Source organism: Sphingomonas sp. 77B, from assembly GCF_056497825.1.
In genome coordinates, this window is record NZ_JBWMBY010000001.1 from 1748749 (window position 1) to 1774630 (window position 25882).

A 25882-nucleotide genomic window follows, 5' to 3' on the forward strand; every position below is an offset into this window, starting at 1 on the left:
AAAGGTCAATCGCGCAGCAGGTCGTTGATGCTGGTCTTCGACCGCGTCTGCGCGTCGACGCGCTTGACGATCACCGCGCAGTACAGCCCCGGCTTGCCGTCGACCGACGGCGTCGTGCCGGGCACCACCACCGAATAGGGCGGCACATGGCCCCGGAAGACTTCGCCCGTCTCGCGGTCGATGATCTTGGTCGAGGCGCCGAGGTAAACACCCATCGACAGCACCGCGCCCTCGCCCACGCGCACGCCCTCGGCCACTTCGGCGCGTGCCCCGATGAACGCGCCGTCTTCGATGATGACCGGATCGGCCTGCAGCGGCTCGAGCACGCCGCCGATGCCCGCACCGCCCGACAGGTGGACGTTCTTGCCGATCTGCGCGCAGCTGCCCACGGTCGCCCAGGTGTCGACCATCGTGCCCTCACCGACATAGGCACCGATATTCACGAAGCTGGGCATCAGGATAGCGCCCTTCGCCACATGCGCGCCGCGCCGCACGACCGAGCCGGGCACCGCGCGGAACCCGGCGGCGCGGAAGTCGGCCTCCGACCAGCCGCTGAACTTCGACGGCACCTTGTCGAACCAGTGGCCCGCGCCCGGACCATTGTCGATCAGGACATTGTCGTTGAGGCGGAACGAGAGGAGGACCGCCTTCTTCAGCCACTGGTTGACGGTCCAGCCGCCATTCCCGTCCGGCTCGGCCACGCGCGCCTCGCCCCGGTCGAGCAGCGCCAGCGCGCGGTCGACGGCGATCCGCTCTTCGCCTTGCGTTGCGAAGTTCAGCTCGGCCCGGTTTTCCCAGGCGGCGTCGATGGTGGCGGCGAGGTCCTGGCTCATGGTTATTCCTCCAATATGCTGGTCAGCCACGGCGTCAGTGCGTGGACGGTATAGTCGATATGGTCGCGGGCGCCCTCCGGTCCCTGTTCGGAGCCGTTGTCGACCCACACGGTCGTCATGCCGATCGCCTTGGCCGGGATCAGGTTGCGCGCCATGTCCTCGAAGAAGATCGCGCGCGTCGGATCGATGTCGAACGCCGCGCACAGCCCCGCATAGGCCGATGGCTGCGGCTTGGGGACGAGGCCCATGGCGGTGATGTCGTGCACCGCCTCGAAATGCGCGCCCAGCCCCAGCCGGTCGAGCACCTTCAGCGCATAGGGCTTGTCGCCATTGGTAAAGACCAGCTTGCGCCCCGGCAGCTTCGCCAGCGCGGCGGCAAGCGGCGCATCCGCCTCCAGCACGTCCATCTCGATATCGTGGACATAGGCCAGGAAGGCGGCGGGATCGACGTCATGCTCGGCCATCAGGCCCGCCAGCGTCGTGCCGTGCGCGTGGAAATATTCCTTCTGCACCCGGAACGCCTCGGCCGGGTCCACGCCCAGCAGGTCGCCGACGAACTGCGTCATCCGCCGGTCGATATGCTCGAACAGGTTCGCGCTCGCCGGATAGAGCGTATTGTCCAGATCGAAGATCCAGGCGTCGATATGGGCAAGCGCGGGCAGCATGGCGGCAGCGTGTAGGCGCGAGGCCTTATGGCCGCAAGCCGCCCCGTCGCCGACGCAACCGTCCCAGCCCCGGTCACTGCCCGCAAAATCCAGCTTTCCCAATGCACACACCCACTCTTATGACGATGGCCAAAGGGGTGCGTAAAAGGGATGAGGGGGCTGGGGTTGCGAGGGCGGAATGCGCATGGTGCGGGGGGCATCGCACCCCTGTGGTGCATGGTCGTCGGCGCGGGCACGATGGTGGCGGGCTGCGGAGGCAGCGGCACCGGCGTGCAATCGATGCCGACCCCGGTCGCCGGCTCCACGCCGGTCGCGGCATCCACGCCGACGCCCGCCCCTGCCCCGACCCAGAATTACGATACGGCGGGCTATCGCGCGACGGCGGGCGCCGTCGCGATGAACGCGCTGGCCGCCTATCAGCGCGGGGTGACAGGCGCCGGAGTCGCGCTGGGCGTCATCGATTCGGGGGTGGACGACCGCACCGGCGCGTTCACCGGACGGATCTCGACCGCCTCGACCGATGTCGCGGGGACGCGCGGGATCGGCGATGAGGACGGGCACGGCACCGCCGTCGCCTTCACCGCGCTCGGCGGGCGGGGCGGCAACCGTGCGCAGGGCGTGGCGTTCGATGCCACGCTGGTCGCCTTGCGCGCCGACAAGCCGGGCAGTTGCACCGATACGGCGGGCCAGGGTGGCCTGGGCGGCCATTGCAGCTTTTCCTCGGACGCGATCGCGCTGGGGCTTGATACGGCACGCAAGGCGGGTGCGCGGGTCGTCAACATCTCGCTCGGCTCCAACGACACGCCGCCCAATGCCCTGCTCGCGGCCATCAACCGGGCGACGGCGGCGGGCATGGTGATCGTGATCGCGGCGGGCAATGACGGCGAGTCGAACCCGACCCTGATGGCGCAGATCGCCAACAATGACGCGGTCGCGCGTGGACAGGTCATCATCGCCGGATCGGTGAACGCCAGCGGCACCATCTCGTCGTTCAGCAACCGGGCGGGCCAGTCGGCCGCCCATTATCTGACCGCGCTGGGCGAGCGGGTGGAGGCGCCCGACGCGGCCGGGACGCGAATGCTGTGGTCCGGCACGTCCTTCGCCGCGCCGCAGATCAGCGGAGCGGCCGTGCTGCTGGCCCAGGCCTTTCCCAACCTGACCGGCGCGCAGATCGTCGACCTGCTGCTGCGTACGGCGCGCGAAGTGGGGACGAGCGGCACCGACGATGTCTATGGCCGGGGGGCGCTGGACCTGACCGCCGCGTTCCAGCCGGTCGGCGGCACCAGCGTCGCGGGGACCGGCGCCGCCATCGCGATGGGGATCAATGCCCGGCTGTCCCCGGCGATGGGCGACGCGCGGGCCGAGGGGCTGAGCCTCGTGGGGCTCGACGGCTATGCGCGCGCCTATCGCGTCGATGTGTCCGCCACGGTGGCACAAGCCGCGCCGCGTCCGATGCTTGCCCCCTCGCTGCTCGGCCGGATCGAGGGAACGGTGGTCAGCGACGGCGCGCGCACGGTCGCGCTGACCCGCGCGATCGCCATGCCGGGCGAAGCGCGGCTGCGTGCCATCGTCCCCGCCGACGCGCCCCATGCCGCGCAGCGCATCGTCGCGGGCAGCATCACCCAGACGCTCTCCCCCGACACCGCGATCGGCTTTGGCTTTGCCAGCAGCGGCGATGCGATGGTCGCGGGGTGGACGGGCCAGACAGGCCCCTCCTATCTGATGACCGATCCTGGCGCGGGCATGGACCGCGTGCCGCGCACCGCCGCCGCGCTGCATCATGTCATGGGCCGCCTGGGGCTGAGCGTCACGGCGGAGACGGGACGCTTCGCCGCGCCGATGCCGGGCATGGCCGCGCCCGGCTATGACCAGATGGCGGTAACGTTCGACCGGCGGATCGGGCCGGTCGCGGCATCCTTCGGCGTGACCCGGCTCGACGAGCAGGCGACGGTGCTGGGCGGCTGGTTCGGCGGCACGCTGGGGCAGGCGCGCGGGGTCAGCTGGTTCGCCGACACGGCCGCGCGCTGGCAGGACGATGGCGGCTGGACGCTGGCCGCGCGCTGGCGCAGCGGCTGGACCCACGCGGTGGGCGCCATGGGCGGCGGGATGCTGGCCAGCCGGGCCTGGTCGGTCGAGGCGGGCAAGGCCGGGCTGTTCGGCGGCGACCGGATCGACCTGCGCCTGTCGCGGCCCCTGCGGGTCAGCGGCGGCGGGCTCGACCTGCGGCTGCCGGGGCATTGGGATTATGCCAGCGGGCAGGTCGATGGCTGGACGACCAACCGCCTGTCGCTCGCCCCCACGGGGCAGGAAACATTGGTCGAGCTGCGCCATGGCATCCGGCTGGGCGGCGGTGAATGGTCGACGCATCTGTTCTGGCGGCGCGACCCCGGCAATATCGCGATGCTACCGCCCGAGCGGGGCATGGCGGTGAAGTATGGCTTGACCTTCTGATACGCGGTCTTGGCTGGCGGGGGCGGCACGTCGTCCCCATCTTGTTGCCATGACACGTTATTCCCTGCTCGATCTGGTGCCCGTCATCGAGGGCGGCACCGTGCCCCAGGCGCTGGCCAACGCCGCCGACCTGGCCGCCCATGCCGAGGCGGTCGGCTTCCACCGCTACTGGACCGCCGAGCATCACGGCATGGCGGGCATCGCGTCCGCCGCGACCGCCGTGGTTCTGGCGCATGTTGGGCAGGCGACCAGCACGATCCGCATCGGCGCAGGCGGCATCATGCTGCCCAACCATGCGCCGTTGACCATCGCCGAACAGTTCGGAACGCTCGACGCGCTGTTCCCCGGCCGCATCGACCTGGGGCTGGGCCGCGCGCCGGGATCGGACCAGCGCGTTGCCCGCGCGCTGCGCCGGACGCTCGACAGCGATCCCAACGCCTTTCCGCGCGACGTGATGGAGCTACAGAGCTATTTCGCGGATGACGGCCAGACCGGCATCGTCGCGACGCCAGGCGCGGGCGCCAAACCGCAGATGTGGATTTTGGGATCGAGCCTGTACGGCGCGCAACTCGCCGCCGCTTTGGGCCTTCCTTACGCTTTCGCCTCGCACTTCGCGCCCGATGCGCTGGACGACGCGCTGGCCATCTATCGCCGCGATTTCCGGCCCTCGGCGGTACTGGACAAGCCCTATGCGATGGCGGGTTTCAACGTCTTCGCCGCCGATACGGACGAAGAGGCGGAGCTGCTCGCCAGTTCGCAGCAACAGGCCTTCGTCGCGCTGCGCACCGGCCGCCCCGGCAAGCTGCCCCCGCCCGTACCCGGCTATCGCGAGAGCCTGGGCGTTCAGGGGTCGGCGATCCTCGACCATGTCCTGTCCTGCTCGGCGATCGGCTCGCCCGCCGCCGTCGAGCGGCAACTCGCCGCCTTCGTCGAACGGACCAAGGTGGACGAGGTGATGATCGTCAGTTCGATCTTCGACCATGAGGCGCGGAAACGGTCCATCGGGATCGCGGCGCGGGCGATGGATGCGCTGGAGATGGTGGCGGCCTGACGGGGCCGCCACCCAAATTTTAGAACTGGGCTTTCAGGCCAAGCGCATAATAGCGATCGCCGATGCTGCCCTTCAAACGCAGATCACCGCCGATGGGAAAAGCCACCGTGCCATAGCCGCGGACTTTATCTGCGCTGAAGCGCGCGCCGCCGCCAAATTCCATGCCTTGCGGGATGACATAGGTCAGCTCGGCCTTGCCGTACCAATCGACGGCAACACTATTGCAACGGTCCTTGTCGGCAAATGCCCCGGTGGAATAGTCGCGACAGACGGTGCGCCCTCCGCTGATGGTGTCGTTACGATATCGGCCGTTTTCATCACCGTAGATGAATGCGCCGCCGATGGGGCGAACCCGAAACCGACCGAGGTCAAACGTATAGCCCAGTCCCAGTTCGCCGCCCCAACGCTCCTGCGCGCGCGCACCGTTCGCTTCCAGCATCACCCCGTCCGCCAGTGCCGGAGATGCGGCACACAGGCTCACGATGAGCGCCAGCCCTTTGACGATCTTCATGGATTTCCCCCGTTGCCGACGCCCCGCGCATCGACAGGCGGGCGCCGCTAACGGATCGGCGGGGTATCGGCAATCCGGGATTCACCCGGATATCGCCGAACCGGACCAGACTTATCCCACCGCCGCCGGAAGCCGCAGCCGCACCAGCAACCCGCCCAGGTCCTCGCTTTCCTCCAGCGCGACGGTGCCGCCGTAAATCTCCGCCACGTCGCGCACGATCGCGAGGCCCAGGCCCGTGCCGGGCTTGCCCGTGTCCAGCCGGACGCCACGATCGAAGATGCGGACGCGTTCGTTCTCGGGGATGCCGGTGCCGTCATCCTCGACCAGGATCTCGACGAACCCGGCCTGCGCGCCGACTGTCACGAAGACGCTGCCGCCGCCATATTTGGCCGCGTTCTCGACCAGGTTGCCGAGCATCTCGTCCAAGTCCTGGCGCTCGACATGGACCGCCAGGTCCTTCGGGCCGTCGATATCGATGCGGACATGGCGATAGAGGCGGCCGACCGCGCGCTCGACCGATTGCAGGCTGGGCCAGACCTCCGCCCGGCTGTGCGCCGAGCCGCGCCGCCCGACCGCGCGGGCGCGTGCCAGATGGTGGTCGACCTGGCGGCGCATCGTCCGCGCCTCGCGGATCACCGTCTCCGCCAGATCGTCGGCCTTGGCGGTCGCGGCGTTCATGATGACGGTCAACGGGGTCTTGAGCGCATGTGCCAGATTGCCCGCATGACGTCGCGCCTCCTCGGCCTGTTTCTCGTTATGCTCGATGAGCGCGTTCAACTCCTCGACCATCGGCGCGACCTCGTTGGGCATTGCGTCGGAGATGCGATCGGCCTTGCCTGCGCGCATCGCCGCAATCTCCTCGCGCACGCGGCGCAGCGGATAGAGCCCGTAAAAGGTCTGCATCGCCGCCATCAGCAGCAAGCCGACGCCCAGCAGCGCAAAGCTGCGCACCAACGTCCGTCGCAGCGCGCCGATCTGCGCATCCAGCCCGGTCGTCCGCTGCGCCACCTGAAACCGCCAGCGCACGTCCGAGCCGGGCAGCTTCACATCGCGTTCGACGACGCGCAGTTTCTCGTCGGCAAACTGGTTGCTGGTATAGACATGGATCGTATCGTCATTGTGCGGCGTGCCGTATGCCAGCCGACGATCCCAGAGCGAGCGTGACGGAAAAGGCTCATGCCCCTTGCCCGAAACCTGCCAATAGACGCCCGAACCTGGCTCCAGAAAGCCCTGATCGGCGGGCTCGCGGGTAAACCAGACTTCGCCCTGCGAGTCGATCGCCGCCGATACCAGCAACGACTGAAGCACATAGGCTTGGCGGTCATCGAAATTCTGGGTGACGGCGGACACGAGCACCCGGTCGAGCGCAAAACCGCCGCCGGTGAGCAGGACCAGAATCCACCCTGCGGCGATCAGGATCATGCGCCGCGACAGCGATCCCGTGCGCAGCGTCGGGCGCGTGGTGGTTCCGTCCGTCACTGGAAAGACCGGATCAGTCTGCCGCCACCGCAGAACCGCCCGCCGCCGGATCGTCCAGGCTGTAGCCCAGGCCGCGGATGGTGGTGATGACGTCCTGGCCCAGCTTCTTGCGGATGCGCGTCACGAACACTTCGATCGTATTGGAATCGCGGTCGAAATCCTGGTCGTAGATATGTTCGATCAACTCGGTGCGACTGACCACCTTGCCCTTGTGATGGAGCAGATAGCTGAGCAGCTTATATTCCTGCGCGGTCAGCTTCACCGGCTCGCCCGCCCGCGTGACCTTGCCCGAGCGGGTGTCGAGGCGGACGTCCCCGGCGGTCAGCTCGGACGAGGCATTGCCGCTGGCGCGCCGGATCAGCGCGCGCAGACGGGCGATCAGCTCCTCGGTCTGGAACGGCTTGGCGACATAATCGTCCGCGCCCGCATCCAGCCCCGCCACCTTGTCCGACCAGCTGTCGCGCGCGGTCAGGACGAGGACGGGCGTGGTCTTGCCCTCCTTGCGCCAGCGGTCGAGGACGGTCAGCCCGTCGATCTCGGGCAACCCTAAGTCGAGCACGATCGCGTCATAGCTTTCGGTCGAGCCCAGGAAATGCCCCTCTTCGCCATCGGTGGCGAGGTCGATGGCATAGCCTGCGCCTTCCAGCGTGGACTTCAACTGCTGGCCGAGATTGGGCTCGTCCTCGACGATCAGAACGCGCATCGCAAAACTCCCTGTATATTCATGGGGCTGTCCGACCGGCCGGTCATCAGCCGTCGGTACGGCCGATGACCTTGCCGGTGCGGGCGTCCACCTCCACCCAGATGACCGTGCCATTGCGCAGGAACTTGAGCGTGTAAACCGCCGCCGACGCATCATAGTCGAAGCCGATATACTGCGCGTCGCGCATCGTCGGCACCACCCGCGCCTCGATCTCGCGGAGCGACAGATTGCCTTCCTTGCGCTGCTGATAGGCGCGCATCTGGTCGCCGCGACGTTGATCGAGTGACGCTTCAATCAGCGGCGGCGAACCCATCGGTGCGGCAAGCAGAGCCAGGAGGACGGTCATCGACATGAAACTGGCATAGCGGTCAACCGTTGAACAGCCTCTGAATGGATCGTGCAGGTGCCTGACAGCGCATGGACCGCTTGCCGGGTTCCGCATCCGCCCCTAACTGCCGATCCATCATGGCAGCACCCGTTCTTTCCTACGAAGACCTGGGCCTTGTTCAAGGCTCGGGCTGGCTCTTCCGGCATCTCGACATCCATGTCGGTCCTCGCGACCGGCTGGCGCTGATCGGGCGCAACGGCGCGGGCAAGTCGACCCTCCTCAAGCTGATGGCCGGGATCATCGATTCGGACGAGGGACGCCGGGTGATCGTGCCGGGCACCCATGTCGTCTATCTGGAACAGGATCCCGACCTGACCGGCTGTTCGAGCTTGAGCGATTACGTCCTGTCGGGCGAGGATGCGCCGGAAGCCTATGAGGCGGATGCTATCGCCGGACAGCTGGGCATCGACCTGACCCGCGAGGCATCGACCGCCAGCGGCGGCGAGCGGCGCCGTGCCGCGATCGTGCGCGCACTGGCGATGAACCCGGACGTGCTGCTGCTCGACGAGCCGACCAACCATCTCGACCTCGCCGCCATTGAATGGCTGGAGGACTGGCTGAAGCGCTTTACCGGCGCATTCATCGTCATCAGCCATGACCGCACCTTCCTGACCCGGTTGACCAAGTCGACGCTATGGCTCGATCGCGGCCAGATGCGCCGCAACGAGGTGAGCTTCGGCGGCTTCGATGCGTGGACCGAACAGGTCTATGCCGAGGAACAGCGCGCCGCCGAGAAGCTCGACGCGAAGCTCAAGATCGAGGAGCATTGGCTCCATCGCGGCGTTACCGCGCGGCGCAAGCGCAACCAGGGCCGTCTGGAAAAGCTGGTCCAGATGCGCGCGACCCGCGCCGCGATGATCGGGCCGCAGGGCGCCGCCAAGCTCGGCATCGCCTCGGACGATGTGAAGACCAAGGAGGTCATCAAGGCCGAGCATGTCACCAAGCGCTACGGCGACCGCACGATCATCAAGGACCTGAGCCTGAAGGTCACGCGCGGCGACCGGATCGGCATCGTCGGCTCGAACGGCGCGGGGAAAACCACCCTGCTGCGCCTGCTGACCGGCGAGATCCAGCCCGACGAGGGCAGCGTCTTCCAGGCCAAGACGCTCGACGGCGTCATCATCGACCAGCAGCGCAAGCTGATGGCCCCCGAAAAGCGCGTGCGCGAGGTGCTGGCCGACGGCGGCGACTGGATCGACGTGCGGGGCACCCGCAAGCATATCCATGGCTATCTGAAGGAGTTCCTGTTCGACCCTTCGTTGGCCGAGGCGAAGATCGGCACGCTGTCGGGCGGCGAGCGCTCGCGCCTGCTGCTCGCCCGCGAGTTCGCGCGCGAATCCAACCTGCTGGTCCTCGACGAGCCGACCAACGATCTCGACCTGGAGACGCTCGACCTGTTGCAGGAGGTGATCGGCGATTACGAGGGCACCGTCCTGATCGTCAGCCACGACCGCGACTTCCTGGACCGCACCGTCACGGTGACGCTGGGCCTCGACGGGTCGGGCACGGTGGACGTGGTGGCGGGCGGCTATGCCGACTGGGTCGCCAAGCGCAAGGCGGCGCCGGATGCGAAGAAGGCCGCGCCCAAGGCCGCCCCCTCCCCCGCCGCGCCCGTGCAGGCGAAGACCAAGCTGAGCTACAAGGACCAGCGCGATTACGAGCTGCTGCCCAAGCGGATCGAGGAGCTGGAAGCCGGGATCGCGCGCGACGAGGCCAAGCTTGCCGACCCCGATCTCTATGCGAAGGACCCCGCGCAATTCGACCGGCTGATGAAGGCGATCGAAAAGGCACGCGAGGAAAAGGACGAGGCCGAAATGCGCTGGCTCGAACTGGCCGAACAGGTCGAGGCGCTGGCGGGGTGACGTGGGTGAGGCGGGATGATCCCCGCCCTACGTGTTACTGCGTGATGCGCGCGGTCGCCACGGCGTTCCGGAAAAGCGCGGCCATCGCTGCCGATATGTCCTGGTCGGTCGACACCTTGGTATAGAGGCCGGGCGATGCACAGGCCTGAAGAGCGGGTTCGACCTTGTAAAGATTGGGCTTGATATTTCTTTGCGACCACCCGTCGTTGTCGAGTGATTGAGGTAGATATTCAGTATATAGTACTGCAATCCGCAATCCACGCGCCTTTATCATATTACATTTGGCAACTTCGATTTGCACCTCGGGCAATCCACCAGGGCGATACTCGTCACGCATTCCATCTGTTACGATAAACATGACGCCTTGCGCCGCTGACTTATTAATTCCCGATCCAGGCGTCCTGATCAACTTTGCATTGATCTGGTCCATGGCATCACTGGTTCCCGTATCCTTATCCCCGGATCCGGGATCATTCGGATTTGCCACGGCGTTCGGCTGACCATCTTTATAATATTGGAAAGGTTTCAGATTTTTCGTCGTCAGAGCCGTCGCCGCCATATCGTACGAAAGGTCCTGAAGGATAGAAAAAGCCCCTTTGCCCCGAAACGTGGCAATAGCGATCCGATATGTCGCACCAACCTTGCTCGATGTGGCGATCGCGCTTTCCGTCAATTTGGAAACCGCCTTACCCTCTTCATCAATTCTCAAAGGCAGATCATAAGATTTGGCCACGCCGTACAAATCGGTTATTTTTCCTGTCGCATCTCTACCTGTAATGTAACTATTGGACGCATGGCAGGCGAATTGGCATTTGCTCGAATTGCTGGCCGCCACCTTTGCCAGCCCCGCCGTAGTGGTCGGCAGCGCCATGGAACTGGATACATCGAGGAGCATGTAAAAATCGATATCGGGCGCGACCGCGTTCGTCGTTTGCGACTGCCCGGCAATGGCCAGCGTGTTCAGGCCCAGGATATTGGCGAAGACGTTGTTCGACACGGCCTTGTAGACGACCGTCGCATTGCGGCGGCCGTTGCCGTCGGTCGGCGCGTTGATCGTCACGTCCCCCATGACGATGTCACCCGCCTGGGTTAACACTTGCGCCTGCGCGTCGAAGATCTTTCGCGCATAGGCGACCGCATCGGCGTCCTTCATGCCCATCCCGACCTTGCTGACCGCCGACAGCGCGGCGGAGTCGGCCACCGCGTTCATCCTGGTCTGCGCCTTCATCGCGCGGGCATAATCGATGCCCATGCCGATCGCGAAGATCAGGACGGGCAGCGCCATGGCGAACATCATCATCACCGCACCACGACGATGACGCAGCACTCCGAGCACGGGGCGGTAGAGAGAAGAGATCATGGGCATCAGCAATCCGGGCAGGCGATCTGGTCGGTGTTGCGCGGGACCATCCACAACATGTCGCTGAGCGTCATCGGGCCGAATTGACCGAAACTGGTCGGCGGGCTGTAGGGATAGCTGACCTCCGCCAACAGGAAGGTGGACTTCGGGGTCTTCATCGCAGGCGGAATGGCGATCGGCTGTCCTTTGGGATAACCGGCGACCTTCTGCCCCCGGCTCCACACGACGGTGGTGTTGCCGCTCGCATCGGTGAAAACCTCGCTCACGCGGATCTGTGCGTCCCCGGTCGTGTAAGGCTGCATCACCTGCGACGCGGCGATCAGGTTGGACTGGACCTCGGCCCCGGTCATCTGGCCGGTGGTGTTCTGCGAGATCAGATCGACGGCGGCCCGCGCGGTGATCGTCACCTTGCGCTTGCAGGCCATTGCATCCTGCAACTGCACGCCGCCCAGATACAGGATCAGCATCACCGGCAGGATGAGCGCGAATTCGACCAGCGCGACGCCGCGCGCATCATCGCGCAACGCCCGGAAAAGCGGCCGCGTCACAGATAGGCCTCGGTCTTGGACACCGACGTGGCGACCAGCACGGTGGGCTTGCTGCTCAGCGGCGAGAGGTCCGCGGCGGGTGCGATCGGCAACGGCCACAGATAGATGAAGCGCACGGTGACGAGCGACCCTTGCGACCCCACGTCATAGGACAGATCGGTGAACTTGCCCGTCCCGGCATCGAAGGTCAGCGGCGAGGCGCCGGTCGTCGGAAGGCTGCCGCCCGCCGCCACGCTCTTCACGTCGACGAACAGGCGCGAGCAGGATAGGAAACTGGGAAGCGACTGGCATCCCTTGCTGCGGAACCGCTCGGCCAGTTGGCCCTTCGTCATGCCCAGGCCGCCGCCCGCCAGATCGGCTGCCTGGGTCTGGCCGGTGACGATGCCGCGCGCCGCGACCTCGACCGCGCTCTCCAATGCCTCCTGCGCCAGATAAGCGAGGCTCGACTGGAGGATCGCCAGCAGCAGCGCGATGAAGGGGGCCGCGACTAGCGCGAACTCTACGAGCACCGCCCCCCGCCGATCGGTCAGGATCATAGGCCGGGAGCCGCAGAGACGGCGAAAACAGGGAGGGGCGAACATGGGCGGGCGGATATCCTTCCCGCCCATATTGGTCAGATTCGGTTAAACTTCCGCAAACATGGACGATCTGGACCGTGATGACGTTGCGTTGAACCAAGGAGAGCCCCCTCCCCTTCAGGGGAGGGGTTGGGGTGGGGCCTCGCCAGGGGCTGCACGCTTGCGGCGGCGCCCCACCCCCGGCCCCTCCCCTGAAGGGGAGGGGTGAATTAATCTCATGTCATCATGCTCTAGCGCAGCGCGCGGGCGTAGAGCGCCAGCGTCCAGCTCATCGCCTGAAGGAACAGCGCCGGGTCATAGCGCGGTCCTTCGTCGCGCAGAAAGGCGTGCTGCCCGGCGACTTCATGCCATTCATAGGCCGCGCCGACCTCCTCCAGCCGTGCCCGAATCGCTTCACGCCCGGCAAAGGGCACATGCGGGTCCTGCCGTCCCCAGACGAACATCGTCTCGGCCTTCAGTTCGTCCATCCGCGCCAGGCTGTCGTCGCGGCGTCCCTCGCCCAACGTGCCCGAGTGGATGTCGGTCGCGTAGAAGCATGCCGCCGCCGACACGCGCGGGTCGAGCGCGGCGCGGTACGCCAGATGCCCGCCCAGGCAGACGCCGAACGTGCCGAGTCGCCCGTTGCACGCCGGATGCGCCGCCAGCGCGCTCAGCGCGACCTTGGCATCGGCGTCATAAGCCGCCACCGGCTTGGCAAATTTCAATGCGTTGCCGCGATCGGTGCCCGGCTTGTCATAGGCGAGCACGGTCCCGGCGGGTTCATATTCGTGATAGACCTCCGGGACCGCCACGACATAGCCCTGCCCGGCGAGCATCGCCGCCAATCGCCGGATCGGCGCCGTCACCTGATAGATTTCGGAAAACAGCAGGATGCCGGGGAAGCGCCCCTCGATGGCCGGGCGGAACAGGTGCATCCGCATCATGCCGTTGCCCGGCACCTCGACATCCTGGGTTTCGTCGCTGCGTATAATCATGGACCTGCCCTTCGCATTCCCGTCCGGTCGGGGCAATCGGGTTGCGCCCATGATCCCCGTCGCTATCCTCGGGCCATGACGGGGAGCGGGATGCGACTGGCGCTGCTGAGCGCGGTCTGGGTGGCGGGGCTGGTCGCCTCGGGGTTGCGTCCGTTCGATCGGGCGACCTGGTGGATGGAAGTCGCGCCGGTGCTGATCGCGCTGCCTCTGTTGTGGGACCTGCGGCGGCGGTTTCCGCTGACCGGGCTCGCGCTGGTCCTGATCGGGGTGCACGGCCTGATCCTGATGCTCGGCGGGGCGTATAGCTATGCGCGGGTGCCCGCCGGCTATTGGGTGCAGGACTGGCTGCATCTGGCACGCAATCCCTATGACCGGCTGGGCCATTTCGTGCAGGGGTTCGTGCCCGCCATCGTGTTTCGCGAGTGGCTGATCCGATGGGGCGGGTTGCGGCGTGGCGGGCTGCTGACATTCCTGGTCGTCGCATGCTGTCTGGCGGTGAGCGCGGCGTATGAACTGATCGAGTTCGGCGCGGCGATGGCGCTGGGCCAGGGCGCGGACGAATTTCTGGGGACGCAGGGCGATCCGTGGGATACGCAATGGGACATGCTGATGTGCCTTATCGGAGCGGTCGTGGCGGTGGGGACGCTGTCGCGGGTGCATGATCGGCAGATGGCGGGGATGGTCGAGCGGTAATTTTTCGCGCGGAGGCGCGGAGACGCGGAGATGTCTCGCCCAGCCGCAGGCTGCCTCCATTCCCAACGAACCGGCTTCGTCTTCCGATTGAGAGGGTCTGCGACAGCGCGGCCGATCCAGACACCTCCGCGTCTCCGCGCCTTCGCGCGAACAAAAGAGATGAAGCGGACACCGCTCCGTGATAAAACCGGCCCAACACGAGGAGTTCTCGACATGGTCCAGCGGCACCGCTGACGCGGCACAGGTAAACATGGCGGCCCGCTCCGCCCCCCTGCCCCATCATTTCGAGAGTTTTCATGCCACGCTTGCAGAACAAGACGTGCGTCGTCACCGGCGCCGCGCGCGGGATCGGCCATGCCATCGCCCGACACTTTCAGGACGAAGGCGCGACCGTCATCCTGACCGATCGCGATGCCGACACCGGCATCGCGGCGGCGGAGAGCATCCGCTGTCGCTTCGAGCCGCTCGACGTTTCGGATGAAGCCGACTGGGCGCGCCTCGCCGATATTGTCCCCGCCGCCGATGTCGTCGTCAACAATGCCGGGATCACCGGGTTCGAGGACGGCTTCGTGCCGCACGACCCCGAACATGCCACGCTGGAGGACTGGCGCGCAGTGCACCGGGTCAACCTCGACGGCACCTTCCTGGGCTGTCGCTATGCCATCGGCGCGATGAAGGCCAAGGGCACGGGTTCGATCATCAACATCTCGTCGCGCTCGGGGCTGGTCGGGATACCGGGCGCGGCGGCCTATGCCTCGTCCAAGGCGGCGATCCGCAACCACAGCAAGACGGTCGCGCTGTATTGCGCGCAAAGCGGGTGGACGATCCGCTGCAACTCCATCCACCCCGCCGCGATCCTGACCCCGATCTGGGAGCCGATGCTGGGCGACGGCCCCGACCGCGCGGCAAAGATGGCGGCGCTGGTCGCCGACACGCCGCTCAAACGCTTCGGCGAGCCCGACGAGGTCGCGGCGATCGCGGTCATGCTGGCCTCGGACGAGGCGACCTATATCACCGGATCGGAGTTCACCATCGACGGCGGCCTGCTGGCGGGATCGGCGGCGAGCCCGGGCTAAACCTATGGTGTCGGGCGGTTTCGGCCGATAGGCTGTCCCGATGAATCGCAACCTCACCGAAGACCGCCCGACCTTCGTCACCCATCTGGAATGCTCGCTGACCGGCGAGCGCTATGAAGCCGACCAGCTTCACGGCCTGTCGCGCGCAGGCCGCCCGCTGCTGGTGCGCTACGATCTGGAGGCGCTGGGCCGGGCGGTGTCACGCGACACCATCGCCGCGCGCGAAACGGACCTATGGCGCTGGCGCGAACTTTTGCCGGTGCGCCGGACGGAGAGCATCGTGTCGCTGGGCGAGATCGAGACGCCATTGATCCCGATCCCGCGCTCGGGCGGCGGCCAGGTGCTGGTCAAGGATGAGGGGCGGCTGCCGACCGGATCGTTCAAGGCGCGCGGGCTGGTCATGGCCGTCGCCATGGCGCGCGAGCTGGGCGTGAACCGGATCGCGATGCCGACCAACGGCAATGCGGGCGCCGCGCTGGCCGCCTATGCGGCGCGCTGCGGGATCGAGACGGTGATCCTCTGCCCCGAGGAAACGCCCGAAGTGAATGTCCGCGAGATCGCCGCGCAAGGCGCGCGCGTCTGGCGGGTCAACGGCCAGATCGACGAGTGCGGCGCGATCGTCGGGCGCGGCGCGGCGGAGGGACGCTGGTTCGACTTCTCGACGCTGAAGGAGCCCTATCGGATCGAGGGCAAGAAGACGATGGGCCTGGAACTGGCCGCTCAGTTGGGCTGGGAACTGCCCGATGCGATCTTCTATCCGACCGGCGGCGGCACCGGCCTGATCGGCATGTGGAAGGCGTTCGACGAGATGGAGCGGCTGGGCTGGATCGGCTCCAAGCGCCCGCGCATGTATGCGGTACAGGCAAGCGGCTGTGCGCCCATCGTCCGCGCCTATGAGGCGGGCGAGGAACATGCTGAGCGTTGGGAAGATGCCGCTACAGTGGCAGCAGGCATCCGCGTGCCCAAAGCCGTCGGCGACTTTCTGATCCTGCGCGCAGTGCGCGAGTCCGGCGGTGCCGCACTGGCGGTGGGCGACCCGGCGATCCTCAAGGCCGTCGAGGATTGCGCGAAGAAGGATGGCCTGCTGCTCTGCCCCGAGGGCGGGGCGACGTTGGCGGCCTATAATCAGGCGGTGCGCGACAATCTGGTCGACGAGGATGAGCGGGTGGTGCTGTTCAACTGCGCCACCGGGCTGAAATACCCGATGCCCGAGGCGGGGCAGTGGCTGGACAAGAACGGGGCGATCGACCTGGGGGCGCTGTAATCCCCAAACTCCGTTCGCACTTCGACTTCGCTCAGTGCGAACGGAGTTTGGGGCTCACCCGATCAGCAACCGAATCCCCAAGGCCGCCAGCAAGGCCAGCGGCATCGCCACCGCGCCGACTTTCAGAAAGGCGAGGAAGCTCACATCCTCGCCCTCGCGCCGGATCGCCTGAAGCCACAATATCGTCGCGAGCGAGCCCGTCACCGACAGGTTCGGGCCCAGGTCGACGCCGATCAGCAGCGCATCGGTGACGATCTGCGGCGGATGCGCCTGGGCGATGGCGCTGCTGGCGACGAGGCCGGCGGGCAGGTTGTTCATCGCGTTGCTGACGAACGCCAGCACCGTGCCCGACACCGCCGCCGCCCGCGTCGGATCGGTCAGCATGTCGCGAAGCCCCTGCGCGACCCAGGCGATCACGCCCGTCCGGTCGAGCGCCTCGACCAGCACGAACAGCCCGGCGACCAGCGGCAGCACGCCCCAGCTGACCGACTTGGCCAGCGTCAGCGGGGAGCGTCCCGCCAGCAGCGACACGATCACTGCCGTCGCGATCCCTGCCAATGCGGTGGGCAGGCCAAGCTCGACATCCAGCGCCGATACGACGAGCAGCAGCAGCGCGGTCAGCCCGATTCCCGCCATGGCCAGCTTGCCGCCGGTCGACAGCGGGTCGCGCGTCACATCGCTTTCGCAGTCCCCCGCGATCCTTGCCCGCTGGGTGAAGCGCAGTGCGGCGAAGGTGACGAGGATCGACGCCAGCGAGGGCAGCGCGAACGCCGCCATCCATGCGCCCAACGGCGGCATGTGTCCGCCATAGAGGACGAGGTTTGCCGGATTGGAGATAGGCAGCACGAAGCTGGCCGCATTGGCGATCAGCGCACAGGCGAACAGCAAAGGCAACGGATCGGCCTTGGCCTTCTTCGCCGCGACGAACACGGCGGGCGTCAGCACTACGGCGGTCGCGTCGTTGGACATGAAGGTCGTGACGACCACGCCCGTCGCATAGACGAGCGCGAACAGCTTCGCCCGCGACCGCCCCGCCATGTTGACGGCGGTCGCGGCGATCCAGTCGAATGCGCCATGTTCGCGCGCGGTTTCGCTGAGCAGCATCATGCCGATCAGGAAGAGATAGACATCGGTGCCCTTGGCGACCGCCTGCCCCGCCTCACCGAGCGGCATCAAACCGAGCACGATCAGCAACACCGCGCCCGCCACTGCCCAGATCCATTCGGGCCAGCGCATCGGCCGCGCGATCACGCCCGCCGTCGACAGCCCCGCAATCGCCCAGGTGGCTCCATAGGCCAGGCTCACCATCCGCACCCATTCTTGTTCGGCCCGAGCCGGGCCCCGTCGATCCCGGCGATAGGCCAGGCGCCGATCGCGTGGCAATCCTCGCCGGGGGCGACGGGCAGGCGACGCTTCGGGATCGAATGCCCGTCGCGGACCAGGCAATCGATCCGGTCATGGCCCTCGCCGCAGCGAACCTCGATCGCGGTCAGCCCGGCGTCGAGCTGCACGGTCGCGCGCCACAGCCCGTCGTCGCCAAGCGCCATCGGCGTGTCGGTGCCGCCCACCCGCGCCACGGGCTGTCCTTCCGCGCCGAACAGCCGCGCCACGACCTCGACCGCGCCGGGCCGGGGCACCTGATGCGGATCGGTCGGGCGGGTGATGAGCCGGACATCGCCCGGCGATACGACCTGGACATGCGGCCAAGCGGCATCCAGCCGCCGGAAGCGCCAGCTGACCACCCGGTCCTGCACGCAGACGATGGTGAAGCCCGGCGCGCCGCCATCCTCTTCGATCTGCGCGGTGGAGCGGGTTGCGCCGTAAAGTACGCGGCCATCGTTCAGCAGCTCGTTATAATGGGTATGGCCGGTGTCGACGAACGCGACCTCGCCGTCGATGAACTGGCGCGCGATCGTGTCGCCGTCCGCCGCCAGATCGCCGGGATAGGCGTGCATGAAGACCAGAGGCACCTGTCCCTCCGCCTTGGCCCGCGTCAATTCCTCGGCCAGCCGGTTGCGATGATGCATGGTCAGCCGGAAGTCGGGCCCGCCCGCCCCCGCCGACACGATGTCGAGGAACAGGCAGCGATGCCCGGCGATCACCTCCGTCTCGCGCCGGTTGCCCTTCGGGATGGCAGCCTCGTACCTGGCGAGGTCGCCCGGCTCGAAATCATGGTCGCCGGGAATGATCCGCCAGGGCAGCGACAGCGGCACGAGGGCGTCCGTCATCCGGGCATATTGCTCGGGCGTGCCGTGATTGGCGTTGTCGCCGGGCACGAAGACGAAGTCCGCCTCGCCCATGTGGCGGTTCACCTGTGCGACGATGGTCGCCAGCCGGTCGAGGCCCTGCCAGTCATCGGCCTCGTCGAGATGCAGGTCGCCGATATGGACCCAGGCGATGCCGCTCATGCCTGCGCCTCCTCGGGCTTGGCGCCACCGGAACACGCGGGGCGCAACGTCCCCGCAAAGCCGATCCACAGCCCCAGGCTCGCCACCGCGAAGCCGCCGAGAATGTAGAAGGCGATGTGATAGCCCAGTTCCTGCGCCAGCCAGCCGCCGATGGCAGGCGACAGCGACGCGCCGACGCCCTGGATCGTCATCACCGCACCCTGCCCGACATTCACCCGGCCCGTGCCATTCAGCAGGCACGCGACGAGGCCGGGGACCGCGACGCTCTGCAACCCCGCACCAATGCCGTCGAGCGCCTGGACCGGCCACACGCCCCAATGCTCGATGAAGCTTCCCGCCAGGAAGCCGCGCAAAGGCAGCGCGGCAAAGGAGATCAGCAGCACCAGCCAGTAGCCGCGCCCAGCGGCGACCTTCATCGCCACAAGACTGGCGATAATCATCACCGCCTGCGCCACCATGACGGTGGTCGCGGTGAACATCGCCGCATCGCCCTTGCCGGCACCCACCACCGCCATGCCGTAGAGCGGCAGCATCGCGCCGTTGCCCAGATGGAAACAGGCCAGCGCGCCCGCCAGGATCAGCATCGGCTTGTTCGAAAACAACGCCTTGAACCCCTCGGCCTGACCGCCCTCCTGATCGTCGCCGTCTTCATCCTCCAGCCCGCGCGCGGCGCGGTGGTCGATCGCGCGTTCGGGGATCGACAGGACCGAGATGATCGCCAGCACGCCGAAGGCGGCGGCGAGGAAGAAGATGGCGGCCATGCCGAACTTCCAGCCGAGAAAGCCGGAAAGCCCCGCGCCGACCATATTGCCCGCATGGTTCCACGCCTGGTTGCGGCCGTTCTGCGCGTTGAAGCCCTTTTGCCGGACGACGCCCAGCGTCATGCCGGTTACCGCCGGGCCGATCGCCGCGCCCGCAATGGCCGTCGCCACCTGGCTGACGCCGACGACGATCCCGGATTGCGACCAGAGGATCAGGAAGGACGCCAGCACCGTGCAGATGCCGGTGATGACGACGACCCAGCGCTTCTTGTCGGTATGGTCGATGAACGCGCCCGCCGGCACCGTCATCACCATGCCCGCCACGCCGCCCAGCGTCATGACCGAGCCGATCGGCCCGGTCTGCCACCCGCGTTGTTGCAGGAACACGCCCAGGAACGGGCCGATGCCCGCCTGCATGTCGGCCATGAAGAAGTTGAGTGCCTGTAACCAACGTGTCGCGCGGCGGCGGTCGCCATCGGACGCGCGGGAAGATCGGGATTCGGGCAATGCCGCCGTGGCCATGATAGGGTCTCCGCGAGATGCGGGGGGCCAACCCAGCAATGGTTTGAAATATCCGCGCATCGTATGATTTATGTTTGGCCGCTCGCCGACCTTCCGGCCATCCCTTTGCAACAAAAGGACAAACGCGTTCCTACCCCACAAGAACATTGATGCGAACATGACGTCAACTTCATGAAACGACGTCGGAACTTTTTCACCGCAGGGGAGAATTGGGGCTCGCCACGCCTGGTCCGGACAAGGCATCCTGCCTGCCACCATGGAGGGACAATCATGAGCCGTCATTGCGTCGCCATCGTCCCCGCCGACGATTTGGACGCCAGCACCGCCTTCTACCGCCTGCTCGGCTTCGAGGTTGCGACCGATTTCGGCGGCTATCGCATCCTGGAGGACGGGCGCGGCTGGCATCTCCACCTCAACCACATGCCCGGCTGGCCCAAGCAGGTGGAGGACAATCCGTTCGGCCTCTACCTCTATGTCGAGGATGTCGACGCAGTGGCCGATCGGGTACGCGACCGCATCATCGAACGGGGCGCGCCGCACGCCAAGCCCTGGGGCACCTATGAGTTCGCGGTCAGCGATCCGACGGGCGTGCTGGTGCGGATCGGGCGGATCATCGCATGACGCGGTTGCCCTGGCGGCCCGACGACGCCAGATAGCGCGTCTATCCAAACGCTTCCGGCTTCGCGCCGCGCGCCGCAACGATGATGGACCATTCCCCCGTGACCACCAAGATCTACCTGTCCGCCGACCGCCTGCTGGAGGATTCCTTCCGCCTGGCCAATCTGGTGTTCGACTCCGGGTTTCGCCCGACCCACATCGTCGGCATCTGGCGCGGCGGTGCGCCGGTCGGCATCGCGGTGCAGGAACTGCTCGAATATCGCGGGGTGCAGAGCGATCATATCGCGATCCGCACCGCCTCCTATACCGGCATCGACCAGCAGGAGCCGCAGGTGCGCATCTATGGCCTGGGCCATCTGGTCGACGTGCTCAACCCCGAGGATCGCCTGCTGCTGATCGACGATGTCTTCGATTCCGGGCGTTCGATCCGTGCCCTGCTGAAGGAACTGAAGCAGCGGTGCCGGAACAACATCCCGGACGAGGTGAAGGTCGCCACCATCTATTACAAGCCGTCGCGCAACGTGACCGACCTCAAGCCCGACTTCTTCGTCCATGAGACGAATGACTGGCTGATCTTCCCGCACGAGATCAACGGCCTGACCGAAGAGGAAATCCGCGCGCACAAGCACGGGGCCGATATCATCCTGCGCTGACGATCGACGCACCGGCCGGGCGCGCATGTCACGCGCCCGCCACCCCGAACCTCAATGCAGCTTGGCGATCGACAGCCCGTCTTCCTTCGCGCGCGCCTTCACCGACTCCTCGCTGCGGGTCAGCGCCTTGGCAATGGCCTTCAGCGCCATGCCCTTCTTGGCCAGCGTGTGGAGCTTTTGGATCTCGTCCTGGCGCCAGGGCTGGCGGTGTCTTTCGAAGCGTTCGGCCATTTCCGTATCTTAGCCGCTCGGATGGCCACTGGCCATCGTCTTCCCGCCCCGTCGCCCCGATGGAGGGCAGATGAGGCTCTGCTTACAAATGAGTCACAAAGGTCGTGACCGCTTGCCATTCCTCCGGTGGGCGGCAATTCCACGCGCATCAAGAGACTATGTATCATGGGAGTCTGCTTATGCGTGTCTGTGCCCTTTTGTGCTGCGTGGCCTCGTCCGCTCTTGCCGTTCCGGCCGTGGCGCAGGTCAGAGGGGTGCCGACGCCCAGTGCCGACCCATCGACCGCCGATAGCAGCAGCGGCGCGTCGTCCGACATCGTCGTGACCGCCAAGCGACTCGACACGGCCCGCGCGCATATCCAGCCAAGCCTGGGCGCCTCCAATTATGAAATCACGAGCGACACGATCAAGGCGTTGCCCGGCGGTGAGAACCAGCAGTTCAACCAGATCCTGCTCCAGGCGCCCGGCATCGTGCAGGACGGCTTCGGCCAGTTCCACGTTCGCGACGACCATAACGGCCTGCAGTACCGCATCAACGGCACCATCCTGCCCGAAGGTCTGGCGGTGTTCGGCCAGACCCTGTCGCCGCGCCTGGTCGACAAGGTCAACATCCTGACCGGCGCGCTGCCCGCCCAGTACGGCCTGCGCACGGCGGGCGTTATCGACATCACGACCAAGAGCGGGCTGTTCGACAATGGCGGCACCGCGTCGATCTATGGCGGCAGCCACAACACCATCCAGCCCAGCCTGACCTATGGCGGCTCTTCGGGGAGCACCAACTACTTCGTGTCGGGCGATTACCGGCACAGCGGCCTTGGCATCGAGAGCGTCGACGGCCGCTCCAACCCCGTGCACGACGATACCGACCAGTATCAGGGCTTTGCCTATGTCGACCATATCCTGGACGACCAGAACCGCGTGTCCTTCGTCGGCGGCTATTCCAACCAGTGGTTCCAGATCCCCAACCCCGTCGGCCAGCAGCCGAGCGCCGGGTGGAGTGTCGGCGGCCAGACCACCTTCCCCAGCGAGAAGCTGAACGAAACGCAGTTGGAAAAGACTGGCTTCGGCCAGCTCGCCTTCCTCCACGATGCCGAACCGCTGACGGTGCAGGCCTCGCTCTTCGCGCGCTATTCGTCGCTGCGCTATCGCCCCGATATCCTGGGCGAGCTGCTCTATAACGGGCAGGCGCAGCAGGCCTATAAGCAGGACTTCGCGATCGGCGGGCAGGTCGATGCCGTCTATCATGTCGGCGATGCGCACACGCTGCGCGGCGGCCTGCTGGTGACGCGCGACCGTTCGACCAGCGCGACCACGACCAATGTCTTCCCCGTCGACGCCAACGGTGCCCAGACGGGCGAGCCGCTCGCGATTGTCGACAACAGCGGGAAGACCGCGACCAGCTTCAGCGCCTATCTTCAGGACGAATGGAAGCTGCTGCCCAAGCTGACGCTCAACTATGGCGCGCGCTATGACCTGTATAATGGCTATCGGCGGGAGGGGCAGCTGTCGCCGCGCGTCAACCTGGTCTGGCAGCCGGATGACATCTACACGCTGCACGCGGGCTATTCGCGCTACTTCGTGCCGCCGCCCTTCGAGCTGGTCGGCAATACCAGCATCGCCAAGTTCGTCGGGACCAGCGCCTATCCCGCCGTTACCGTCAACGACGTGCCCTATGCCGAGCGGCAGGATTATTTCGATGTCGGCTTCCAGGCCAAACTCAGCCGCTACTTCACCTATGGCATCGACGCCTATTACCGCATCTCGAAGAACCTGATCGACGAAGGGCAGTTCGGCGCGCCGATCATCCTCACCCCGTTCAACTACCGCCAGGGCCGCATCGGCGGGATCGAGGCGAATATGAGCTACCAGCGTGGCCCGTTGCTCGCCTATGCCAATTTCGCCGCCGCCAAGGCCAAGGGGCGCGATATCCTGTCCAGCCAGTTCAGCTTCGGCCAGGACGATCTCGACTATATTGCGCGGCATTACATCTATCTGGATCACGACCAGACGTTCACCGGGTCGGCGGGCGTGTCCTATGCCTTTCATGGCGGCACGAAGCTGGGCGGCAGCATGATCTATGGCTCGGGGCTTCGTCGCGACGACGACGTCAATTCGATTCCCAACGGCGCCAAGCTGGCCCCCTATGCGCAGTTCAACCTGACCGCGAGCCAGCATCTGGCCGGGCCGAACCTGGACATCCGGTTCGACGTCATCAACGCGCTCGACCACAAGTACGAAATCCGCGACGGGACCGGCGTGGGTGTCGGCGCCCCGCAATACGGCCCGCGTCGCGGCTTCTTCGTCGGCGTGTCAAAGGCGTTTTGATATTTCAACTTCCTCCCCTGCAAGGGGAGGGGGACCGCCGCGAAGCGGTGGTGGAGGGGTGTCACCGCCAATGGTGACACCCCTCCGTCAGTCCTGCGGACTGCCACCTCCCCTTGCAGGGGAGGAAACGGACATCAGCCGATCGCGTATTTCTTGATCCGCTCGGACATGCGCTTGTCCAGCCCCACCGCCAGCGCCCGGTCGCGGGCGGCCTCGGTGGTCATGCCCAGATGCGTCTCGGCGAGCGAGCGCCCGTATAGCGCCCAGGGCCGCTTCGGATCGATCGCCAGCGCCGCGTCGAAATCGGCGAGCGCGGCCCGGTCGTCCTTCTGGCGGAGATGGATGAAGGCCCGGCTGTCGAGGAAGCTCGCATTGCCGGGGATTGCGCGGACGGCGGCGTTGCAGTCGCCCAGCGCCTTGTCGAGATCCTTGTTGGCCAGCATCCGCGACCAGCATCGGCCGTTCTGCGCGGTGCTGCGATGCGAATCCTCGCGGTGCGCGGCCATCCACAGATCATATTGGGTGATCGCCGCGTCGAAGGCATCCGCCCCCGAATACAGCTGCGCCATCTGCATCCGCGCATCGTCCTCGCGCGCCAACTGGCCGTTCAGCAGGTCGAGGTCGGCGATCGTCCCCGCCGGATTGCCCGCCCGCAACCGCAGCTCGGCGCGGATCATCCGCGCCCGGCTATCGCTGGCATCGAGGTTCAACGTGGTGTTCAGGTCGTCGATCGCCAGCACCGGGCGACGCTGTTGCAGATAGGCGAGCGCGCGCTGGCGGGGAAAGCGCGGGTCCTTCGGCGCCAGCGCCATTGCCTTGGTGAAATCGTCGATCGCGCGCGGCAGGTCATGCTGGGTCACGAACATCGCCCCGCGACGGCCATAGCCCTCGGCATCGGTCGGCGTGGTCGTCATGTCACCATTCTGCGCGACGACCGCCGCCGCACCCGGATCGATATGCGCGACCGCATCGAACAGCCGCCCGCCGGTATAGGTGAAATACAGCCGTCGCTGCGCATTGGACACATAGACGCGGTGCGACACGAAAAAGTCCGCGCCCAGCAGCATATCGGTGTCGATCGGTCCCAGATCGGCGATGTGGAGGCGGACATTGTGCAGTTCCTCATTGCCGATCTTCAACAGCTTGAACCGGGCGATCCAGTCGCGCACGGCATGGCTGCCCACGCCATAGCCCGCCCCCGCCGACTCCACGCCCGGATCACCCGGATGGACGCCCGCCCGGGCCGCCGCGCGCAACGAGACGACGGTGCGCGCCGCCCCGGTGTCGAAGGTCGCGTTCAGCTTCGCGCCGTCCAGCTCGACCGTCCCGACCGTATGGTGATGCCCCGCCTCGATCGATTCGATCGGCAGCTCGAAGAACGGCTTCCCCTCGGTCCAATAGGCCATCGCCGTCTTGCCGCAGTTGCTCGGGCGGAACAGTCGGACCATGCCGCCGGGCAGGTCATATTCGACATCGCCCAGTTCCAGCACATTCTGGCCGAGCAAGCCGGTCTGCCCCACCTCGCTGCCGCTGACGATGAACTGGACGCGGGGGATGTCGACGCCCGCCAGGGTGAAATGCCGAACCGTCGTCGCGCTCGCGTCCGAACTGCCGCCGATGCCGTTGACGTGGAAGCCGAACGGCAGGGCCTCTTGCGGCAGGCCGAACTCCCGTGCCCGCGCGGGCGGGATCGTGCTGTAAAAGGCGCCGCTGTCCAGGACGAACGGCGCAGGCTTGCCGTTGATCTGCGTCTCGACCACCGGGCGCAGGCCCTGCATCGTGACCGGAATCGCGGCGATCAGCCCGACCTTGCAGCCCTCCGCCATCGCCGGGCTCGCCGCCGCCCCGGCCAGCAGCATCGCGATCGCGATCCGCCCGGCCCCTGCCCCCTTCACCATGCCACCATCCCCATGCCAGCTTCAGGGGGCG

Annotated in this window: 24 protein-coding genes; 9 read left to right on the top strand and 15 right to left on the bottom strand. The window is 66.6% G+C overall.

What is annotated here, in order from left to right:
* Positions 1–5: 5 nt before the first annotated feature.
* Positions 6–833: a 2,3,4,5-tetrahydropyridine-2,6-dicarboxylate N-succinyltransferase gene (gene dapD / locus AC1GI4_RS08195; protein ID WP_479629184.1), complete on the bottom strand. Its 828-nt coding sequence runs from the start codon at positions 831–833 to the stop codon at positions 6–8.
* Positions 834–835: 2 nt separating this feature from the next.
* On the bottom strand, positions 836–1498 hold the full coding sequence (locus tag AC1GI4_RS08200; protein WP_294268523.1) for a pyrimidine 5'-nucleotidase: 663 nt from the start codon (positions 1496–1498) through the stop codon (positions 836–838).
* A gap of 216 nt (positions 1499–1714) precedes the next feature.
* On the opposite strand from AC1GI4_RS08200, the gene AC1GI4_RS08205 reads away from it, so the two are divergent.
* Together AC1GI4_RS08205 and AC1GI4_RS08210 are read left to right on the top strand one after the other, a co-directional pair.
* Positions 1715–3949 carry a S8 family serine peptidase gene (locus tag AC1GI4_RS08205; RefSeq protein WP_479629185.1) on the top strand — a complete coding sequence of 745 codons (2235 nt, stop codon included), beginning with the start codon at positions 1715–1717 and terminating at the stop codon, positions 3947–3949.
* Positions 3950–3998: 49 nt separating this feature from the next.
* Complete coding sequence (locus tag AC1GI4_RS08210) at positions 3999–5000, top strand: LLM class flavin-dependent oxidoreductase (RefSeq protein WP_479629186.1); 1002 nt, start codon at positions 3999–4001, stop codon at positions 4998–5000.
* A 19-nt stretch (positions 5001–5019) separates the two neighbouring features.
* Here the strand turns inward: AC1GI4_RS08210 and AC1GI4_RS08215 are convergent, their stop codons facing one another.
* The 4 genes from AC1GI4_RS08215 to AC1GI4_RS08230 all read right to left on the bottom strand — a co-directional run bounded on the left by AC1GI4_RS08215 (position 5020) and on the right by AC1GI4_RS08230 (position 8045).
* A complete protein-coding gene (locus AC1GI4_RS08215) occupies positions 5020–5511 on the bottom strand; it encodes a hypothetical protein (protein WP_479629187.1) in 492 nt (163 codons plus the stop codon).
* Between the two features lie 111 nt (positions 5512–5622).
* A complete protein-coding gene (locus tag AC1GI4_RS08220; RefSeq protein ID WP_294268546.1) occupies positions 5623–6933 on the bottom strand; it encodes a sensor histidine kinase in 1311 nt (436 codons plus the stop codon).
* A 70-nt stretch (positions 6934–7003) separates the two neighbouring features.
* Complete coding sequence (locus tag AC1GI4_RS08225) at positions 7004–7693, bottom strand: response regulator transcription factor (protein WP_294268517.1); 690 nt, start codon at positions 7691–7693, stop codon at positions 7004–7006.
* Positions 7694–7739: 46 nt separating this feature from the next.
* A complete protein-coding gene (locus AC1GI4_RS08230; protein ID WP_433909743.1) occupies positions 7740–8045 on the bottom strand; it encodes a PepSY domain-containing protein in 306 nt (101 codons plus the stop codon).
* A gap of 113 nt (positions 8046–8158) precedes the next feature.
* On the opposite strand from AC1GI4_RS08230, the gene AC1GI4_RS08235 reads away from it, so the two are divergent.
* Entirely contained in the window at positions 8159–9943 is a 1785-nt protein-coding gene (locus tag AC1GI4_RS08235) for an ABC-F family ATP-binding cassette domain-containing protein (protein ID WP_479629188.1), read from the top strand.
* A 34-nt stretch (positions 9944–9977) separates the two neighbouring features.
* Here AC1GI4_RS08235 and AC1GI4_RS08240 read toward each other — a convergent pair whose 3' ends face one another.
* The 4 genes from AC1GI4_RS08240 to AC1GI4_RS08255 all read right to left on the bottom strand — a co-directional run bounded on the left by AC1GI4_RS08240 (position 9978) and on the right by AC1GI4_RS08255 (position 13403).
* A complete protein-coding gene (locus AC1GI4_RS08240; protein ID WP_479629189.1) occupies positions 9978–11303 on the bottom strand; it encodes a TadE/TadG family type IV pilus assembly protein in 1326 nt (441 codons plus the stop codon).
* Positions 11304–11308: 5 nt separating this feature from the next.
* On the bottom strand, positions 11309–11851 hold the full coding sequence (locus AC1GI4_RS08245; RefSeq protein ID WP_294268509.1) for a TadE/TadG family type IV pilus assembly protein: 543 nt from the start codon (positions 11849–11851) through the stop codon (positions 11309–11311).
* Positions 11848–12387 (bottom strand): TadE/TadG family type IV pilus assembly protein, encoded by a 540-nt coding sequence (locus tag AC1GI4_RS08250; RefSeq protein ID WP_479629190.1) that lies wholly within the window; start codon positions 12385–12387, stop codon positions 11848–11850. Before AC1GI4_RS08250 ends, AC1GI4_RS08245 begins: the two co-directional genes overlap by 4 nt.
* Before the next feature lie 272 nt (positions 12388–12659).
* Positions 12660–13403, bottom strand: coding sequence for a dienelactone hydrolase family protein (locus tag AC1GI4_RS08255; RefSeq protein WP_479629191.1), 744 nt, complete (start codon positions 13401–13403; stop codon positions 12660–12662).
* A gap of 75 nt (positions 13404–13478) precedes the next feature.
* Between AC1GI4_RS08255 and AC1GI4_RS08260 the strand changes: the two genes are divergently transcribed.
* The 3 genes from AC1GI4_RS08260 to AC1GI4_RS08270 all read left to right on the top strand — a co-directional run bounded on the left by AC1GI4_RS08260 (position 13479) and on the right by AC1GI4_RS08270 (position 16436).
* Positions 13479–14096 (top strand): DUF2238 domain-containing protein, encoded by a 618-nt coding sequence (locus AC1GI4_RS08260; RefSeq protein WP_479629192.1) that lies wholly within the window; start codon positions 13479–13481, stop codon positions 14094–14096.
* A gap of 296 nt (positions 14097–14392) precedes the next feature.
* Complete coding sequence (locus AC1GI4_RS08265) at positions 14393–15172, top strand: SDR family oxidoreductase (protein WP_479629193.1); 780 nt, start codon at positions 14393–14395, stop codon at positions 15170–15172.
* A 40-nt stretch (positions 15173–15212) separates the two neighbouring features.
* Entirely contained in the window at positions 15213–16436 is a 1224-nt protein-coding gene (locus tag AC1GI4_RS08270) for a threonine synthase (RefSeq protein WP_479629194.1), read from the top strand.
* A 54-nt stretch (positions 16437–16490) separates the two neighbouring features.
* On the opposite strand, the gene AC1GI4_RS08275 is transcribed toward AC1GI4_RS08270, so the two are convergent.
* The 3 genes from AC1GI4_RS08275 to AC1GI4_RS08285 are packed head-to-tail and all read right to left on the bottom strand — an operon-like array spanning position 16491 to position 20127.
* On the bottom strand, positions 16491–17741 hold the full coding sequence (locus tag AC1GI4_RS08275; RefSeq protein ID WP_479630377.1) for an arsenic transporter: 1251 nt from the start codon (positions 17739–17741) through the stop codon (positions 16491–16493).
* On the bottom strand, positions 17738–18844 hold the full coding sequence (locus AC1GI4_RS08280; protein WP_479629195.1) for a metallophosphoesterase family protein: 1107 nt from the start codon (positions 18842–18844) through the stop codon (positions 17738–17740). The genes AC1GI4_RS08275 and AC1GI4_RS08280 overlap by 4 nt, the downstream gene beginning before the upstream one ends.
* On the bottom strand, positions 18841–20127 hold the full coding sequence (locus tag AC1GI4_RS08285) for an MFS transporter (protein ID WP_479629196.1): 1287 nt from the start codon (positions 20125–20127) through the stop codon (positions 18841–18843). Before AC1GI4_RS08285 ends, AC1GI4_RS08280 begins: the two co-directional genes overlap by 4 nt.
* A gap of 270 nt (positions 20128–20397) precedes the next feature.
* Between AC1GI4_RS08285 and AC1GI4_RS08290 the strand changes: the two genes are divergently transcribed.
* Together AC1GI4_RS08290 and AC1GI4_RS08295 are read left to right on the top strand one after the other, a co-directional pair.
* Positions 20398–20748 carry a VOC family protein gene (locus tag AC1GI4_RS08290; RefSeq protein WP_479629197.1) on the top strand — a complete coding sequence of 117 codons (351 nt, stop codon included), beginning with the start codon at positions 20398–20400 and terminating at the stop codon, positions 20746–20748.
* An 83-nt stretch (positions 20749–20831) separates the two neighbouring features.
* Complete coding sequence (locus AC1GI4_RS08295; RefSeq protein ID WP_479630378.1) at positions 20832–21398, top strand: phosphoribosyltransferase; 567 nt, start codon at positions 20832–20834, stop codon at positions 21396–21398.
* A gap of 51 nt (positions 21399–21449) precedes the next feature.
* Here the strand turns inward: AC1GI4_RS08295 and AC1GI4_RS08300 are convergent, their stop codons facing one another.
* A complete protein-coding gene (locus AC1GI4_RS08300; protein WP_042490606.1) occupies positions 21450–21629 on the bottom strand; it encodes a hypothetical protein in 180 nt (59 codons plus the stop codon).
* A 179-nt stretch (positions 21630–21808) separates the two neighbouring features.
* On the opposite strand from AC1GI4_RS08300, the gene AC1GI4_RS08305 reads away from it, so the two are divergent.
* The gene (locus AC1GI4_RS08305) at positions 21809–23953 is read left to right on the top strand and encodes a TonB-dependent receptor (RefSeq protein ID WP_479629198.1); all 2145 of its coding nucleotides are present in this window, start codon (positions 21809–21811) and stop codon (positions 23951–23953) included.
* Positions 23954–24087: 134 nt separating this feature from the next.
* Here the strand turns inward: AC1GI4_RS08305 and AC1GI4_RS08310 are convergent, their stop codons facing one another.
* Positions 24088–25851, bottom strand: a complete 1764-nt coding sequence (locus tag AC1GI4_RS08310) for an aspartyl protease family protein (RefSeq protein ID WP_479629199.1) — start codon at positions 25849–25851, stop codon at positions 24088–24090.
* Positions 25852–25882: the final 31 nt, after the last annotated feature.

Bases quoted from the DNA above. Each gene is read 5' to 3' on its own strand.
- AC1GI4_RS08290 (WP_479629197.1), top strand. From the start codon at position 20,398: ATGAGCCGTCATTGCGTCGCCATCGTCCCCGCCGACGATTTGGACGCC.
- AC1GI4_RS08250 (WP_479629190.1), bottom strand. From the start codon at position 12,387: ATGATCCTGACCGATCGGCGGGGGGCGGTGCTCGTAGAGTTCGCGCTA.
- AC1GI4_RS08260 (WP_479629192.1), top strand. From the start codon at position 13,479: ATGACGGGGAGCGGGATGCGACTGGCGCTGCTGAGCGCGGTCTGGGTG.
- AC1GI4_RS08300 (WP_042490606.1), bottom strand. From the start codon at position 21,629: ATGGCCGAACGCTTCGAAAGACACCGCCAGCCCTGGCGCCAGGACGAG.
- AC1GI4_RS08230 (WP_433909743.1), bottom strand. From the start codon at position 8,045: ATGTCGATGACCGTCCTCCTGGCTCTGCTTGCCGCACCGATGGGTTCG.
- AC1GI4_RS08235 (WP_479629188.1), top strand. From the start codon at position 8,159: ATGGCAGCACCCGTTCTTTCCTACGAAGACCTGGGCCTTGTTCAAGGC.
- AC1GI4_RS08225 (WP_294268517.1), bottom strand. From the start codon at position 7,693: ATGCGCGTTCTGATCGTCGAGGACGAGCCCAATCTCGGCCAGCAGTTG.
- AC1GI4_RS08200 (WP_294268523.1), bottom strand. From the start codon at position 1,498: ATGCTGCCCGCGCTTGCCCATATCGACGCCTGGATCTTCGATCTGGAC.
- dapD (WP_479629184.1), bottom strand. From the start codon at position 833: ATGAGCCAGGACCTCGCCGCCACCATCGACGCCGCCTGGGAAAACCGG.
- AC1GI4_RS08240 (WP_479629189.1), bottom strand. From the start codon at position 11,303: ATGATCTCTTCTCTCTACCGCCCCGTGCTCGGAGTGCTGCGTCATCGT.
- AC1GI4_RS08265 (WP_479629193.1), top strand. From the start codon at position 14,393: ATGCCACGCTTGCAGAACAAGACGTGCGTCGTCACCGGCGCCGCGCGC.
- AC1GI4_RS08295 (WP_479630378.1), top strand. From the start codon at position 20,832: ATGGACCATTCCCCCGTGACCACCAAGATCTACCTGTCCGCCGACCGC.
- AC1GI4_RS08205 (WP_479629185.1), top strand. From the start codon at position 1,715: ATGGTCGTCGGCGCGGGCACGATGGTGGCGGGCTGCGGAGGCAGCGGC.
- AC1GI4_RS08255 (WP_479629191.1), bottom strand. From the start codon at position 13,403: ATGATTATACGCAGCGACGAAACCCAGGATGTCGAGGTGCCGGGCAAC.
- AC1GI4_RS08270 (WP_479629194.1), top strand. From the start codon at position 15,213: ATGAATCGCAACCTCACCGAAGACCGCCCGACCTTCGTCACCCATCTG.
- AC1GI4_RS08210 (WP_479629186.1), top strand. From the start codon at position 3,999: ATGACACGTTATTCCCTGCTCGATCTGGTGCCCGTCATCGAGGGCGGC.
- AC1GI4_RS08310 (WP_479629199.1), bottom strand. From the start codon at position 25,851: ATGGTGAAGGGGGCAGGGGCCGGGCGGATCGCGATCGCGATGCTGCTG.
- AC1GI4_RS08285 (WP_479629196.1), bottom strand. From the start codon at position 20,127: ATGGCCACGGCGGCATTGCCCGAATCCCGATCTTCCCGCGCGTCCGAT.
- AC1GI4_RS08280 (WP_479629195.1), bottom strand. From the start codon at position 18,844: ATGAGCGGCATCGCCTGGGTCCATATCGGCGACCTGCATCTCGACGAG.
- AC1GI4_RS08215 (WP_479629187.1), bottom strand. From the start codon at position 5,511: ATGAAGATCGTCAAAGGGCTGGCGCTCATCGTGAGCCTGTGTGCCGCA.
- AC1GI4_RS08220 (WP_294268546.1), bottom strand. From the start codon at position 6,933: ATGATCCTGATCGCCGCAGGGTGGATTCTGGTCCTGCTCACCGGCGGC.
- AC1GI4_RS08305 (WP_479629198.1), top strand. From the start codon at position 21,809: ATGCGTGTCTGTGCCCTTTTGTGCTGCGTGGCCTCGTCCGCTCTTGCC.